We start from the raw sequence: 15,086 nt of genomic DNA, 5'->3' as shown, positions 1-15,086 counted from the left end.
GTCAGTCCTCCTCGCGGTTGGCCATGAACTTGGCGACGCTGATCGAGCCGAACACCGCGAACAGCGCGAGTCCGAGCGCGACCGGGAGCGTCGTCGCGTGGTGGTTGATCGCCATCTCGGCGCCGAGGCCGCAGAGGATCGTCGCCACCAGCACATCGGCGGCGACCACGCGGTCCAGGACCGACGGGCCGATCAGGATGCGCACGAGCGAGAGCAGGGCGGCCGCTCCGAAGATCGGCACCAGGATCCAGACGAGCCACTCGATCATCGGAGCACCCCCGCGTTCTCGCCCAGCGGCTCGCTGACCCGGGCGACGTCCTCGCGCGAGCCGATCGCGCGGACGATGCGCGCCTCGGTGCGCAGGACCGTGCGGCGGACCTCGTCGATCCGATGGCCCTCGTCGTGGGTGACCCCGAGCACGTGCAGGTAGAGGACGTTCAACTGGGGGTCGACGTCGATCACGAGCGAGCCGGGGACGAGCGAGACGGCCTCGGTCGTCCAGACCAGCATCCCCTCGGAGCGGCTGCGCAGGTGCACGGCCACGATCGCGTTGTGCACCGGGACCGGCAGGGTGAGGATCTGGTACGAGACGCGGACGGATGCGACCGCGATGTCCAGCGCGAGGCGCAGCAGGAAGACCAGCAGGTGCCAGAGGTTCACCCGGTTGGAGAACTCCACCGGCGGCAGGTAGAAGACGCGGGTGATGATCAGCGCGACCAGGAAGCCCGAGACGATCGAGAGCACCGAGACGTCGTCCCAGAGCAGCACCCAGATGCCGACGAGCGTCACGAACATCGCGAACCGGTTCCAGAAGTCGACGCGGCGGCGGGGGCTCATCGGGGGCCCTCCTCTCCGAAGGACGAGTCGCGGTAGACCGTGGCGATGTAGGTGGACGGGTCGGCGACCGCGGCGGCGGCCTGCTCGCTGGCGTCGTAGAGCGGGCCGGCGGCGATCGTGAGGCCCACGCCGAAGACGACCATGCCGGCGGTCGCGAGGACCATCATCGGCGGGGAGTGCCGGGTGCGGACGGTGCCGGTGTCGTGCGGGTCCTCCTGCAGCTGGTCGATCAGCGGCGACTCGTAGCCGGGCACCTCCTCCTGGCGGCGCCAGAACGCCATGTTCCAGACGCGGGCGACCGCGTAGAGGGTGAGCAGCGAGGTGACCGCGCCCGCGGCGATGACCGCCCAGATCAGCCAGGACGGCTGCTCCGCGGCGGACTCGGTGCCGGCGACGAAGAGGCCGACCTTGCCGAGAAAGCCGGTGAAGGGCGGGATGCCGCCGAGGTTCATCGCGGGGATGAAGTAGAGCAGCGCGAGCAGCGGCGAGGCCTTCAGCAGACCGCCGAGGCGGAGGATCGAGGTGGTGCCGCCGACGCGCTCGATCAGCCCGGTCGCGAGGAACAGCGTGGTCTGCACGGTGATGTGGTGGATCACGTAGAAGATCGTCGCGGCGTAGCCCGCCTCCGTGCCGATCGCGATGCCGAAGACCATGTAGCCGATGTGCGACACCAGGGTGAAGGAGAGCATCCGCTTGATGTCCGCCTGCGCGACGGCGCCGAGGATGCCGACCACCAGCGTCAGCAGCGCGACCACCATCAGCACTTCCGTGAGCCTGCCGCCCGGGAAGAGCAGCGTCTCGGTGCGGATCAACGCGTAGACGCCGACCTTGGTGAGCAGGCCGGCGAAGACGGCCGTGACCGGCGCCGGAGCGGTGGGGTAGGAGTCCGGCAACCAGAACGACAGCGGGAAGACCGCGGCCTTGATCCCGAAGCCGAGCAGCAGCACCACGTGCAGCACGAGCTGGACGTCGGCGGGCAGCTCCGCGATGCGGATCGACAGCTGCGCCATGTTGACGGTGCCGGTGGCGCCGTAGAGCAGGCCGATCGCGGAGAGGAAGAACACGCTCGAGACCAGGCTGACGACCACGTAGGTCGTGCCCGCCCGGATCCGCGGCGCCGTGCCGCCGAGGGTGATCAGCACGTAGCTCGCCGCGAGCAGGATCTCGAAGCCGACGTAGAGGTTGAAGAGGTCGCCCGCGACGAAGGCGTTGAGGATGCCGGCCGAGAGGATCAGGTAGGTCGGGTGGAAGATCGTGACCGGCGTCTCGCGGTTGCCGTCGACCAGGCCCTGGCCGACCGAGAACAGCAGGACGCCGAGCAGCGTGACCGAGGTGATCACCAGCATCAGGGCGGCGAGCGGATCGACGACCAGCACGATGCCCCACGGCGGCTCCCAGCCGCCGACGTAGACCGCGCTGCCGCCCTCCTGGCCGGTGAGGACCAGGACGAGCAGCACGGAGGAGATCACCAGGACAGCGGACAGCGTGACGATGTTGACCGTGATCTGCGCGCGGCGGTGCCGGCCGAGCACGAGGGCGACGGCGGCTCCCAGCAGGGGGAGGGTCACGACGAGGGGGATCAGCACGTTCATCGGTCCTCCTTCCTGTCGTCGGTCATGGCGCTCTCGCCGTGCTTCGCAGCGGTGCCCTCGTCGCTCGATTCGAGCAGGACGTCCAGGGCCCGGTCGTCCGCGGTGGTCTGCGCCGAGATGCCCGCCGCGTCCGCGCGGACGGAGGCGTCGGTCTCGTCGTCCTCGACCTGGTCGGCGTTGGCGAGGCGCCAGCGCCGGTAGATCATCGCGAGGAGGAAGGCGGACACCCCGAAGGTGATCACGATCGCCGTCAGGATCAGCGCCTGCGGCAGCGGGTCGGCCATCTCCTCGGCGATCTGCTCGTAGGAGCGGCCGTCGTCGGTGACGAACGGCGCGACGCCGGAGCGGCCCGCCATCAGCAGGATCAGGATGTTCGTCGCGTTGCCGACCAGGAGGAAGCCGATCAGGATCCGGGTGAGGCTGCGCTCGAGCATCTGGTAGACGCCCGCGGCGTACAGCACCGCCATCACGACGACGAGGACGAGGGTGATGCTCATGCGTCGTCCCCCCTGCCCGGTCCGCCGACGACGGTGGAGCCGGTCGGCAGCTTCGTCTCGAGGCCGTCGACGGTGCCGGCGCCGGGGCCGGGGGTGCTGTCGGTCGAGTGGGTGACGCCGTCGCCGGAGGGGTCGCCCTGCTCGGCCTCCTCGCCGTGGCGGTCGACCTCGCCGCCGAGGCTGCGGAGGATGTCGAGGGTCAGGCCGATCACGATCAGGTACACGCCGATGTCGAAGAGGGTGGAGGTGCCGAGGTGCAGCTCGCCGAGCACCGGCAGGTAGAGGTCGAGCCAGCTGGACTCGAGCACCTCGAGGCCGAAGGCGAGCGAGGAGACGGCCGTGCCGACCGCGAAGAGCAGCCCGAGGCCGAGGACCTTGCCCGCGTCGATCGGCGCGGCCTCGCCGAGCTCGAACCGGCCGCCGGCCAGGTAGCGCGCGACGAGGGCGAGACCGGCGAGCAGGCCGCCCGCGAAGCCTCCGCCCGGGGTGTTGTGACCGGTGAAGAGCAGGTAGACGGAGACGATCATCGCGGGGTGGAAGAGCAGGCGCACCAGCACCTCGAGGACGATGGAGCGGTTCTCGGGGCGGAGCGTGCGGCCGGCGACCAGCCAGGAGCCGCGGTCGCCGGTCTTCTCCGCGTCGGCCGAGGGGGCGGTGAGGTCGGTCGCGCGCTCCTCGCGGTCGGCCGCGCTCTGGTGCTCGAGGCGCGGAGCGCCGCCGGCCCGGCTGGAGAGGAAGATCAGGCTCGCGACACCGGTCGCCACGACGACCAGCACGGAGATCTCGCCCATGGTGTCCCAGGCGCGGATGTCGACGAGGAGGACGTTGACGATGTTGCGCCCCTTGCCCTCCTCGTAGGCCAGGCGGGGGAGGTCGACGGAGATCGGGGTCGCGGTGCGGGCGCCGAGGGCGATCGTCGCCGCGAGGGCCATCACGGCGCCGACCGCGATGCCGATGACGGCGCGCAGGCGCTTGCGCATCGGCTGGTGCTTCTGCGCGATCCGGGTGGGGAGGCGGCGCAGCACGAGGACGAAGACGACCAGGGTGATCGTCTCGATCAGCGCCTGGGTGAGCGCGAGGTCCGGGGCGCCCTGGATGGCGAAGAGGGCGACCATCCCGTAGCCGGTCGCGCCGGCGAGCAGCACGGCGGCGACGCGGTTGCGCGCGACGGCGCAGAGGATCGCGGCGAGGATCATCACGGCCGCGACGGCGAGCTGGCCGGGCGAGTCCCAGAAGACGAGGTCGCCGGGCCAGGTGCGGTTGAGCGCGGCGGCGCCGCCGACTCCCAGCACGAAGACCGCGAAGATCACCGTGAGGTAGCGGGGGAGCGAGCCGCGCTGGACGAACTCGGTGACGGTGCTCGCGACGCGGTCGAGCCAGCGGACGGTGGCCCAGTAGCCCTCGGCGGAGTCGATGGTGTTCGGGACCCTGGACTGGATCCGCGCGACCGCGATCCGCTTGGCGAAGAGCAGCAGGCCGATCGCGATGACGATCGCGCTGAGCGCGAGGGCGGGCTCGAAACCGTGCCAGAGCGCGAGGTGGTAGCCGCCGTGGTCGGACTCCTCAGCCGCCGCGGCGAGCTGCGGGTCGGCGTCGGGGGCGCCGTAGGGGAGCGTGTCGGCGTAGACCGCGACGAGCGGGTCGAGCAGCGAGGCGCCGATGCCGCCGACGAGGCTCACGACCGCCAGGACGACGGTGGGCGCGGTGAAGGTCCACGGCTCCGCGTGGAGGTGGGTGTCCTCGAGGCCCTTCTTGCGGGCGAACGCGCCCCAGAAGAAGCGGGCCGAGTAGGCGACGGTGAGGATCGAGCCGAGGACGAGGCCGATCAGTGCGACCCAGGCCCAGAACGAGCCCTGCTCGATCGCGGACAGCAGACTGGTGAAGACCGCCTCCTTCGCGACGAAGCCGAGCAGCGGCGGGATGCCCGCCATCGAGAGCACGCCGAGCAGCGCGGCGCCGGCGAGCACCGGGGCCTGCCGGCCGAGGCCGCTGAGCTTGCGCAGGTCGCGGGTGCCGGCCCGGTGGTCGACGATGCCGACGGCGAGGAACAGCAGCGCCTTGAACAGCGCGTGCCCGATCAGCAGGGTGAGGCCGGCGAGGGCCGCGTCGCGCGAGCCGAAGCCGACCGCGACCGTGAGGAAGCCGAGCTGGCTGACGGTGCCGTAGGCGAGGACGAGCTTGAGGTCGTACTGGCGGAGCGAGCGCCAGCCGCCGACGAGCATCGTCCAGACGCCGACGCTGACGATCACGGGGAGCCACACGGCGTCGTCGGCGAAGCCCGGCGCGAGGCGGGCGACCAGGTAGATGCCGGCCTTCACCATCGCGGCGGCGTGCAGGTAGGCGCTGACCGGGGTGGGCGCGGCCATGGCGGCCGGCAGCCAGAAGTGGAAGGGGACCAGCGCCGACTTGGAGAAGGCACCGAGCAGCACGAGGACGAGCGCGACGGAGACGATCGGGCCGGAGGGGGCCGCGGCGACGATGCCCGCGAGGCTCGAGGTGCCCGACTCGACGATCAGGATGATCACGCCGACGAGCATCGCCAGGCCGCCGAGGGTGGTGACCAGCAGGGCCTGGAGGCCGGCTCCGCGGCTCTCCTTGCGACCGCTGTAGTGCCCGATCAGCAGGTAGGAGAGGACGCTCGTCGCCTCCCAGAAGACGAAGAGGATGATCACGTCGTCGGCGGTGACCAGCCCGTACATCACGCCGGCGAAGGCGAAGAGCAGGGCGGCGAACCGGCCGAGCGACGGCTCGTCGCGCTTGAAGTAGCTGCCGCAGTAGGCGAGGACGAGGGCGCCGACGCCGCTGACGACGAGCGCGAGGACGATCGAGAGCGCGTCCAGCCGGAACGAGAGCGAGATGTCGAGGGAGGGGATCCACGGGACCTCCTCGCGCAGCTCTCCGCCGGCGAGGATCGTCGGCAGCGAGGCGGCGGTCGAGACGAAGGTCGCGGCCGGCACGAGGGCGAGGGCGTAGAAGACCTTCGGACCGAAGCGGTCGACGATCCACGGCGTGATCACCGCGAGGGCGAACGTGATCGCGAGGGTGAGGAGCATCACACAGTCCTCCCCGGTTCCACTCAGCACAGTTGTCCAGACAAGGATAAGGGAGGGCAGGCGGCGGGAACCTGAGTGCGGACGGGCTTGACGACCCCCGTTCCCTTACCGTGGTGCGCATGGCCCGCTCACTGCTCCCCGCCCAGACCTGCCGGATCCGCGTGCTCGACGTCGCGAGCGGCGAGGTCACCACGGTGTTCTCCTCCGACTCGCTCCTCGTGGAGGCACCGAACTGGTCGCCGGACGGGTCGTTCCTGGTGGTCAACGGGGACGGCGGGCTGTTCCGGCTGCCGCTCGGGGACGCGCCGGTCGGTCCCGCCGGGCTCCAGGCGATCCCGCTCGACGGGGTGCCGGACGAGCTGAACAACGACCACATGCTCGCTCCCGAGGGCGGGACGGCGTACGTCTCCGCGCGCGACGGTCACCTCTACGCGGTGGCCCTGGACGGCTCGGCGCCCGCCCGGCGGGTCACCTCCGCCGGGCCCGGTCCGCGCTTCAAGCACTACCTGCACGGCGTCTCGCCCGACGGCCGGCTGCTCGCGCTGATCGGCGGCGGCGAGGACGCCACCGGCCGCTGGGTCACCAACGTCTACACGATGCCGGCCGAGGGCGGCCCGCTCACCGCGCTGACCGACGACGAGCACCCGGACGACGGCGTCGACTTCTCCGCCGACGGCGAGTGGCTGCACTTCAACTCCGAGCGCGAGGGCGGCGTCGCCCAGCTGTTCCGGATGCGGCCCGACGGCTCCGGGGTCGAGCGGACCGTGGAGTCGGACACGGTCGACTGGTTCCCGCACGAGTCGCCGGACGGCGCGCACCTGCTGTACCTCGCCTACCCCGCTGGGACGGCCGGGCACCCGGAGAACCTGCCGGTCGAGCTGCGGCTGCTCGCGCTCGAGGGGCGCCCGGCCGGCGACACCTCTCCGGGCCGGGTGGTGCAGTCGCTGTTCGGCGGCCAGGGCACGATCAACGTCGCGGGCTGGTCGCCGGACGGGGCGCGCTTCGCCTACGCCGACTACCCGCTCGGCGGCTGACGCCCGCCCCCCGTTCCGTGGCTGAGTGCTTGCTCCGCATGCGCGGCGGGGGATCGGCAGCGCGGCCCGCGGCGAGTTGAATCGGGGGATGACGATCGACAGCGCAGCTCCGTCCCACGACTCCCTCACCCGCACGCCCCTGGGCGACTCCGGCATCGAGGTCTTCCCGCTCTCCCTCGGCGGCAACGTCTTCGGCTGGACCGCCGGGAAGCAGACCTCCTTCGACGTCCTCGACGGCTACGTCGCCGCGGGCGGCGACTTCATCGACACCGCCGACTCCTACTCGGCCTGGGTCCCCGGCAACCACGGCGGCGAGTCCGAGACGATCATCGGCGAGTGGCTCTCGCGCCGCTCGGGCTCGCGCGACGACGTCGTGATCGCGACCAAGGTGAGCCGGCACCCCGAGTTCCTCGGCCTCGCGCCCGACAACGTCCGTCGGGCCGCCCGCGCATCGCTCCAGCGCCTGCGCACCGACCGGATCGATCTCTACTACGCGCACTTCGACGACGACGCCGTCCCGCTCGAGGACATCGTCCGGGTCTTCTCCGAGCTCGTCGACGAGGGCCTCGTCCGCGCGATCGGAGTCTCGAACTTCAGCGCCGACCGCATCGCGGAGTGGCTGCGCCTCGCGAAGGAGGAGGGCCTGCACGCGCCGGTCGCCCTGCAGCCGCACTACAACCTCGTCGAGCGCGGCATCGAGGCGGACGTCCTGCCGCTCGCCCGCGAGGCCGGGCTCGCCGTCGTCCCGTACTACGCACTCGCGTCCGGCTTCCTGACGGGCAAGTACCGCGACGGCTCGACGCCGGACAGCCCGCGCGCCTCGGGCGCCGCGCAGTACCTCGACGCCCGCGGGCGCCGCGTGCTGGCCGCCCTCGACGCGGCAGCGGCCGCCCACGACGCCGAGGTCGCGACCGTCGCCCTCGCCTGGCTGCGCTCGCAGGACGGCGTCGCCGCCCCGATCGCGAGCGCCCGCGTCATGGAGCAGCTGCCCGCCCTCCTCGCCTCCGCGACGCTCGAGCTGACGGTGGAGGAGCTGGCCGCGCTCGACACGGCGAGCCGCTCGTAGGCGGGTCTCGATACGCCGCTACGCGGCTGCTCGACCGGCATGAGACCCCGCTGCGCGGCTGCTCCGCCCGCGCCTTCATGTTGATCGAGTAGCCCGCGAAGCGGGCGTATCGAGATCCACCCCACCCGGACCACCCCCTCCACCCCGCGGTCAACACGGCCCCGTGGAGGTGCTATCGTCTAACGGTGCCAAATCGCGGGCACGCCCCGAGAGGGGCAGTCAGACCCGCAGGTGCGCCCCCTTAGCTCATTGGTAGAGCACTTCCTTGGTAAGGAAGAGGTAGTGGGTCCGATTCCCACAGGGGGCTCCGTTCCCGGCAGGCCAGCCTCCGGAAACGTGCGGCGGGGTAGCTCAGGTGGTTAGAGCACACGGCTCATAATCGTGGTGTCGCGGGTTCAAGTCCCGCTCCCGCTACATCGAGAAGGCCCCGATTCGCACGTCGAGCCGGGGCCTTCGTCGTCCCCGCTGCCCCCCTCCCGCGAGATGCCACTTGTGCACGCGACACGCCGTGAAAGGCGTGCACAAGTGGCATCTCGCGGAGCTCATCGTCGGCGCGCTCCCCAATAGGCGAGGAGCGGCTGGGTAAGGTAAGCCTCACCAAACCCGGCGGTGCGTCCGCCCGCAGTACGGAGGCTCCGCATGGCCCGCTCGTCCGCCCCGACCCGCCCCACCGATCCGCAGGTCGTCACCGTCGAGGTCGTCCGCACCGCGCGCGTGACGCCGGGGATGCAGCGCGTCACCTTCGGCGGGCCCGGGGTCGCGCTGCTGCACCCGCTCGGCCACGACCAGTGGTTCCGCCTCTTCCTGCCGCGGCCCGGGCAGGAGGCGCTGCGGCTGCCGACTCGCTCGAGCGCGCTCTGGTACGCGCAGTACCTCGCGATGCCGAAGGCGCAGCGGCCGGTGGTCCGCAACTACACCGTCCGCCGCTACCGGACCGAGGGCGCCGACGGCGGACCCGAGATCGACGTCGACTTCGTCGTGCACGGCGAGCCGGGGGAGTCGGGGCCCGCCGTGACCTTCGCCCTCACCGCCGCGGTCGGCGACCGGGTCGGCATCCTCGACCAGGGGCTCGGCTACCGCCGGGCCGACGGCTCCGACTGGTGCCTGCTCGTCGCCGACGAGACGGGTCTGCCGGCGGTCGCGGGCATCCTCGCCTCGCTGCCCGAGGACCGCGCCGCGCACGTCTTCCTCGAGCTGCCCTCCGAGGCGGACCGCCAGCCCGTCGTCGCGTCCGACGCCGTCACTCTGCACTGGCTGCCGCGCGCCGACGCGCACGCCCGTCCCGGCGAGCACGCGCTCGCCGTCCTCCGCGACGCGACCCTGCCTGCGGGCCGCCCCTCCGTCTTCGCCGTCGGCGAGTCCTCCCTCGCCACCGGCGCCCGCCGCCACCTCGTCGCCGACCGCGCCGTCGACAAGCGCGCCATCACCTTCATCGGCTACTGGCGCCACGGCGTCGCCGCCCCCTGACCACCGCCTCCGCGAGATGCCACTTGTGCAAGCGACACGCCGTGAAAGGCGTGCACAAGTGGCATCTCGCGGAGAAGCGTCAGACCTCGCAGCCGGCGAAGAGGACGTCGGGGGAGGAGACGAGGTCGTCGAGGGTCAGCAGGCGGGTCAGGTCGTGGCCGGCGGCCAGGGCGTTCGCGCGCTCGAGGGCGGTCTGCGGGGCGAGGCGGCCCTCCATCACGCCGCCGAGGGCGCGGACGGCGCAGGCGGCGACGACGCCCTCGGGGGTGCCGCCGATGCCGAGCACGAGGTCGACGCTGCCGGAGGGATCCGCCGCCTCGATCGCGACCGAGACGTCGCCCTCGCCGCGCAGCGACAGCGCGACACCGGCCTCCCGGAGGGCGGCGATCAGTCCGGCGTGCCGCGGCTTGTCCAGCACGGCGACCACCAGCTCGGAGACCGGCTTGCGAAGGGCGTCGGCCAGCCGCCGCGCGTTCTCGACGGGCGGGAGGTCCAGCCCGACGACCCCTGCCCCCGCGCCGGAGCAGACCAGCTTGTCCATGTAGAAGACGTCGCGCGGATCGAGCATCGTGCCGCGCGGGGCGAGCGCGATGACGCAGACCGAGCCGGGGATCCCCTCCGCCGCCAGCCGCGTGCCGTCGAGCGGGTCGACCGCGACGTCGCAGGAGGGGGAGTCCGCCCGGCCGAGCCGCTCGCCGTTCGCGAGCATCGGCGCGTCGTCCTTCTCGCCCTCGCCTATCACGACCACGCCGGCGAACGGCGCCTCGGCCAGCACCGCGCGCATCGCCGCGACCGAGGCCGCGTCGGCGGCGAGCTTGTCGCCGCGGCCGTACCAGCCGCGCGCCGCCTCCGCCGCCGCCCGGACGCTCGCGGCCACCGCCTCCCGCAGCTCGGCGGAGTAGGACGGCGACGCGATCAGCCGGACGTCGCTCACGCGCGCGCCGGCTGCGAGGTCGCGGTGCGGACCAGTCGCTCGAGCGTGCGCAGGCCGTCGGACGACAGCACCGACTCGAGATGCCCCTGCACGGAGGCGATCCCCTCCCCGCGCAGCGCGTCCACGATCCCGGTGGCGGGGTCGCGCGAGATCTCGAGGTCGAGCAGCGGGGTGCTCGACACGTCCACGCCGGCGACCGAGGAGAAGGTGTTGTAGAAGCCGATCGCCGCGTCCTCACCGAACACGTCGACCGCGAGCCGCACGCCCTGCCGGGGCGCGGGCAGCGGCTCGACCGGCAGCCCCGCGAGCAGCGAGAGCATCTGGTGACTGAGGCAGACGGCGAGCATCGGCCGCTCCGAGGCGAGCCGCTCCGTCATCAGGGCCCGCAGGCGCGCGATCCGCGGCTCGGAGTCGTCGCGCGGGTCGCCGGGGCCGGGGCCGAACACCACGAGGTCGTCGCTCAGCACGTCCTCGACGCTCGACCAGCGCTCGACCCGGGCGTCCATGCCGAGATGGCGCAGCTGGTGCGCGAGCATCGTCGTGAACTGGTCCTCGTTGTCGACGATGAGCGCGGTGTGCCCGGCGAGCCCCTCGATGTGCTCCGGCGCCTGTGGCCGCAGCCAGAACGACGCGAGCCGCTCGTTGCGCGCCTCGAGCGCCTCCTGCACGCCGGGCTGCGCGTTGAGGTCGATCGCCGGCGGCATGTCGCGGTGGGGGAGCAGCCCCAGTGCGGAGAGCACCCCGGACGCCTTCGCGCGGGTCTCGGCGACCTCGCCCTCCGGTGTCGAGTGCCGCACGAGCGTCGCACCGGCCGGCACGGTGAGCCGGCCGTCCTCGCGGAGGTACGCGGTGCGGATCAGGATCGGCGCGTCGACCGTGTAGCCGTGCTCCTCCGGCTCGAACAGGGCGAGGACACCGGAGTAGTAGCCGCGCGGCTCCTTCTCGTACTCCGCGATCACGGCGCAGGCGTTCTCCATCGGCGAGCCGGTGACGGTCGGCGCGAACATTGTGAGCCGCAGCACCTCGCGGACGTCGAGGTCGGTGCGCCCCTCGAGCAGGTACTCCGTGTGGCTGAGGCGCGACATCTGCTTGAGGAACGGCCCGAGGATCCGGCCGCCGTTCGGGCAGACCGCGCTCATCATCTTCATCTCCTCGTCGACCACCATGAAGAGCTCCTCGCTCTCCTTGACGTCGGCGAGGAACGCCAGCACCTCGGCGCCGGTCGGGCCGGCCGCGGGGTGGCGGAAGGTGCCGCTGATCGGGTTCATCATCGCTACGCCGTCGCGCACGGAGACGTGGCGCTCGGGCGTCGCGCCGACCGCGGTGACGGCCGGCGAGCCGTCGGCGCCGGGCGTGTGCATCGCGAAGGTCCAGTAGGCGCCCGATTCGTCGGTCAGCAGCCGCCGGAACCAGGCCAGCACCGCCTCGACCGCGGGGGCGTCGGTGTGAGCCACGAAGGCGCGGTTGATGACGAAGTTCGCGCCCTCGCCGCGGCCGATCTCGTCGTCGATCACCCGGCGCACGATCTCCGCGTACTCCTCGTCGGGCACGTCGAAGCCGCGCTCCTCCACCGGGATCTCGCGCTCGGGCAGCAGCCGCAGCACCTCGGCGAGCGGCACGCTCTCGCGCTCCCGGACGACGAGGTTCCGCAGCGGGGCGCCGTCGTCCTTCGCCGCGAAGCCGCGCTCGCGCACCTGGCGGTAGGGCACGAGGGTCAGCACGTCGGCGCCGTCGAGCGGGATGTCGGCGAGGCCCTCGACGTCGACGACGTCGCCGGTGAAGACGTCGACGTCCGTCCGGCCCTGCCGGAGGACGACCGCGAACGGCAGCGATCCGTCGGAGGCGAGGATGCGGGAGAGGAGCGAGGTCATCGTGGTCCTTGGGTCGGGGTGTCCCTCACCCGGGCCCCGACATGCAGAACGACCGCCCGGTCGAGGCGGTCGTGTGCGAGAGGAGTCTGCGCGTCGGCCTGCCTAGGAGGCGGGCCACCAGGGGCGGAGGGTCGACGTGAGCACGGGGGAAGTCTAGGGGAGGCGCCGCTCGGGCGGCCACCCGATCAGGCGGTCGCGGCGTCGGGCGCCGGGTCGATCCGCTCGGTCGACTCGCCGCGGAGAGTGCGGAGCAGGAGGGTCGCCCCGGCCGTCGCCGCGGGTGTCGCGATCACCGCGCCGCCCGGGATCAGGAAGGCCAGGTACACCGCGATGCCGAAGCCGAGCGACACCGCGCGGCGCTCGCCGAGGAGCCGGCGGCGATCGCGCAGTGCGAGTCCGCGGGCATCGCCGGCGAACCCGGTCAGCTCGAGGGCGAGCGCCCGGCCGCCGACGAGCGCGCCGGCGATCAGCCCGACCACCTGCCCGACGACCGGGATGATCCCGAGCAGCACCAGCACGACGCCGATCGCCAGCGAGGTGCCGACCAGCACCGAGGAGTCGCGCAGTGTGCGGCCGAGTCCGCGCCAGAAGCCCGTCTCGTGCTCGTCGGGCACACCGCCGAGCTCGTTCTCGACGCCGCGCCAGATCCGCTCGTAGAAGGGGTCGCCGACGAGCAGGGTGACCGCGGCGAAGAGGACGACGCCGAGTGCGACGATCGCCCCGACCGCGGCGATCGAGAGCAGGAGGCGGACGGTGCCGGCCGAGGCGTCGTCCCAGCCGTCCACGAACGGCGTCAGCGCGCGCACTACGGCGTCGATCCGGGTGACCACGAGCACCAGGACGCCGACGAAGACGAGGCCGACGATCAGGGGCGGGATCGCGCCGAGGAGCATCGCCCGGGGCGAGCGGACCCAGGTGCCGAACCCCCTGCCGAAGAGCCGTGCGCCGAGGGCCAGGTCGCGGAGGATCGCCATGGCTCGATCCTCCCAGAAGCGCCGTTACGCGATCGATGCAAAGCGCGGCCTCGCGGGGGATGTGCGGATGTTCAGGCCGCTGATAGACATCAGCCAGGCGCCACGGGGGCAGCTTCGGCGCCGATCCCGCTTCCACATTCTCGAGAAGGAATACATCCATGTCTCTCCGGGGGACCTCTCTCCGCTCGCGCTCGCGTCTCGCGTGCCTCACCCTCGTCGTCGGCCTCGCCGGCGGCCTGATCGCCCCGGCCGCCGCCGCGTCGACCAGCACTCCGGAGCCGACCGCGACCGCCGTCGCGACGTCGACTCCCACCGCTACCCCCACTCCGACGGCTGTCCCGACCGCGACTCCGCAGCCGACCGGAACCGCGATGCCGTCGGCGACGCCGACCGTGACTCCCACGGTCGTGCCCACGACGACCCCGTCCGCGACCCCCGAGCCGACGACGACCCCGACCGCGACTCCCGAGCCGACGCCTGCCGAGCCGCAGCCCGCCGCGCCCGGCTGCGACCCGTTCGTGCCGCCGGCTCTCCCCTTCGACGCCGCGGCTCTCACCGTCGACCTGACCCAGCCGGGGACCGTGACGGCGACCGTGCCGCCCTCCGAGCTGGCGGACTGCACCGATGGGTCGACGATCATCCTCGCGATCATGCCGACCCTCACCGAGACCACGGAGGACATCGCCAGCGCCGAGGTCGTCGTCGGAGACGAGGGCTACGCCGGCGGGACCCTGACCGTCCCGGTCCGCACCAGCCGCGAGTACACCGTCACCGTCACCGTCATCCAGTCGGTGGACGGGTCCCCGACGTGGATCCTCGAGCCCTACACGCAGGTCGCGACGCTCTACGCCACCGACCTCGAAGCCTGCCTCGGCGCGAACCGCAACTACGTCGTCGAGTCGCTCTCGGGCCCGGTGACCGCGACCGCCGGTGTCCGCTCCGTGACCGTGACCGTGCCCGAGATCGGCACCATCGCCTGCGTCCCGCGCGGCGAGATCCGCATCTTCTCCTTCGACTACGAGCGGCCGAACGAGCTCGATGACTTCACGCCAGTCCTCCTCGGCACGATCCCCTTCGACGGCGGCTACTTCCCCGGCGCGACGCGGACCTTTGCGACCACTCCCGGTCACAACGACGTCCGCGTCACCATCGTCGGATTCGTGGACGGCGGTGAGACCGGACGCGAGTACGTCGGCGATCAGATCCACCTGACCGTCGCGTCCGGCGCCGTGACCACGACCTCGGGTGGCTCGGCGCTCGCCGAGACCGGTGTCGAGACCGCGGGCCTCGCCTCCGGTGCGGCCGCGCTGCTGGCGCTCGGCCTCGTGTCGCTCGTCGTGACGCGCCGTCGCCGGAGCGCGCAGCAGTCCTAGCCGCTGCACACGAGAGGGCCCGGGAGCGACTGCTCCCGGGCCCTTCGTGCGTCTCGTCTCGTGCGCTCGCCTCAGGTCAGCGCGAACGGGGCGAGCAGCCCCGTCATCTCCTTCGGGCGCGGCGCTGCGAACTCGTCGCGGCGCGAGGTACGGCTGTCCCGACCGCGACTTCGGCCGCGACTCCCGAGCCGACCGGCACCGCAACGCCGACGCCGGCTGCGACCCCCACGGCCGTCCCGACGACGTCCCCGGAACCCACTCCGGAGCCGACGGCCGCGCCCGGAACCGTGACCTTCGACGGCGAGATCTCGGTCGCCACCGGCCCCGGGACCATCGCACTGTCGGTGCCGGCGCGCTTCACCGCCGGGGCCCGGGAGTCGTCGCTTCC

The 15,086-nt window shown here is 72.5% G+C and carries 12 protein-coding genes and 2 tRNA genes; 6 read left to right on the top strand and 8 right to left on the bottom strand.

Annotated features, from left to right (window positions below; all coding sequences use genetic code 11):
* Position 1: 1 nt before the first annotated feature.
* From MT350_RS11700 to MT350_RS11680, 5 genes are read right to left on the bottom strand one after another with little or no spacing between them, the layout of a single operon-like run.
* Positions 2-268, bottom strand: a complete 267-nt coding sequence (locus tag MT350_RS11700; protein WP_123447850.1) for a monovalent cation/H+ antiporter complex subunit F — start codon at positions 266-268, stop codon at positions 2-4.
* A complete protein-coding gene (locus tag MT350_RS11695) occupies positions 265-837 on the bottom strand; it encodes a Na+/H+ antiporter subunit E (protein ID WP_243598329.1) in 573 nt (190 codons plus the stop codon). Before MT350_RS11695 ends, MT350_RS11700 begins: the two co-directional genes overlap by 4 nt.
* Complete coding sequence (locus MT350_RS11690) at positions 834-2,429, bottom strand: Na+/H+ antiporter subunit D (RefSeq protein ID WP_243587622.1); 1,596 nt, start codon at positions 2,427-2,429, stop codon at positions 834-836. Before MT350_RS11690 ends, MT350_RS11695 begins: the two co-directional genes overlap by 4 nt.
* Positions 2,426-2,926, bottom strand: a complete 501-nt coding sequence (locus MT350_RS11685) for a Na(+)/H(+) antiporter subunit C (RefSeq protein ID WP_243598330.1) — start codon at positions 2,924-2,926, stop codon at positions 2,426-2,428. The genes MT350_RS11690 and MT350_RS11685 overlap by 4 nt, the downstream gene beginning before the upstream one ends.
* Entirely contained in the window at positions 2,923-5,979 is a 3,057-nt protein-coding gene (locus MT350_RS11680) for a Na+/H+ antiporter subunit A (protein WP_243598331.1), read from the bottom strand. The genes MT350_RS11685 and MT350_RS11680 overlap by 4 nt, the downstream gene beginning before the upstream one ends.
* Positions 5,980-6,098: 119 nt before the next feature.
* On the opposite strand from MT350_RS11680, the gene MT350_RS11675 reads away from it, so the two are divergent.
* The 5 genes from MT350_RS11675 to MT350_RS11655 all read left to right on the top strand — a co-directional run bounded on the left by MT350_RS11675 (position 6,099) and on the right by MT350_RS11655 (position 9,546).
* The gene (locus tag MT350_RS11675; protein ID WP_243598332.1) at positions 6,099-7,013 is read left to right on the top strand and encodes a biopolymer transporter Tol; all 915 of its coding nucleotides are present in this window, start codon (positions 6,099-6,101) and stop codon (positions 7,011-7,013) included.
* A gap of 88 nt (positions 7,014-7,101) precedes the next feature.
* Complete coding sequence (locus tag MT350_RS11670; RefSeq protein ID WP_243598333.1) at positions 7,102-8,079, top strand: aldo/keto reductase; 978 nt, start codon at positions 7,102-7,104, stop codon at positions 8,077-8,079.
* Positions 8,080-8,314: 235 nt separating this feature from the next.
* Positions 8,315-8,386 (top strand) — tRNA-Thr (locus MT350_RS11665).
* Between the two features lie 33 nt (positions 8,387-8,419).
* A tRNA-Met gene (locus MT350_RS11660) sits at positions 8,420-8,493 on the top strand.
* A 225-nt stretch (positions 8,494-8,718) separates the two neighbouring features.
* Positions 8,719-9,546, top strand: coding sequence for a siderophore-interacting protein (locus MT350_RS11655; RefSeq protein WP_243598334.1), 828 nt, complete (start codon positions 8,719-8,721; stop codon positions 9,544-9,546).
* Between the two features lie 79 nt (positions 9,547-9,625).
* On the opposite strand, the gene MT350_RS11650 is transcribed toward MT350_RS11655, so the two are convergent.
* The 3 genes from MT350_RS11650 to MT350_RS11640 form a co-directional block, all read right to left on the bottom strand.
* Entirely contained in the window at positions 9,626-10,480 is an 855-nt protein-coding gene (locus tag MT350_RS11650; RefSeq protein ID WP_243598335.1) for a fructose-bisphosphatase class II family protein, read from the bottom strand.
* Positions 10,477-12,351, bottom strand: coding sequence for an anthranilate synthase family protein (locus MT350_RS11645; RefSeq protein WP_243598336.1), 1,875 nt, complete (start codon positions 12,349-12,351; stop codon positions 10,477-10,479). Before MT350_RS11645 ends, MT350_RS11650 begins: the two co-directional genes overlap by 4 nt.
* 185 nt (positions 12,352-12,536) lie before the next feature.
* A complete protein-coding gene (locus MT350_RS11640) occupies positions 12,537-13,325 on the bottom strand; it encodes an EI24 domain-containing protein (RefSeq protein WP_243598337.1) in 789 nt (262 codons plus the stop codon).
* A gap of 158 nt (positions 13,326-13,483) precedes the next feature.
* Here MT350_RS11640 and MT350_RS11635 point away from each other — a divergent pair, with 158 nt between their 5' ends.
* On the top strand, positions 13,484-14,698 hold the full coding sequence (locus MT350_RS11635) for a hypothetical protein (protein WP_243598338.1): 1,215 nt from the start codon (positions 13,484-13,486) through the stop codon (positions 14,696-14,698).
* The last annotated feature ends 388 nt before the right edge of the window (positions 14,699-15,086 follow it).

The organism is Rathayibacter sp. VKM Ac-2928 (genome assembly GCF_022815545.1).
GTDB classification, from domain to species: Bacteria; Actinomycetota; Actinomycetes; order Actinomycetales; family Microbacteriaceae; genus Rathayibacter; species Rathayibacter festucae.
The sequence above is the reverse complement of the archived record's forward strand: the minus strand, read 5'-3'. Positions and strand labels throughout refer to the sequence as shown.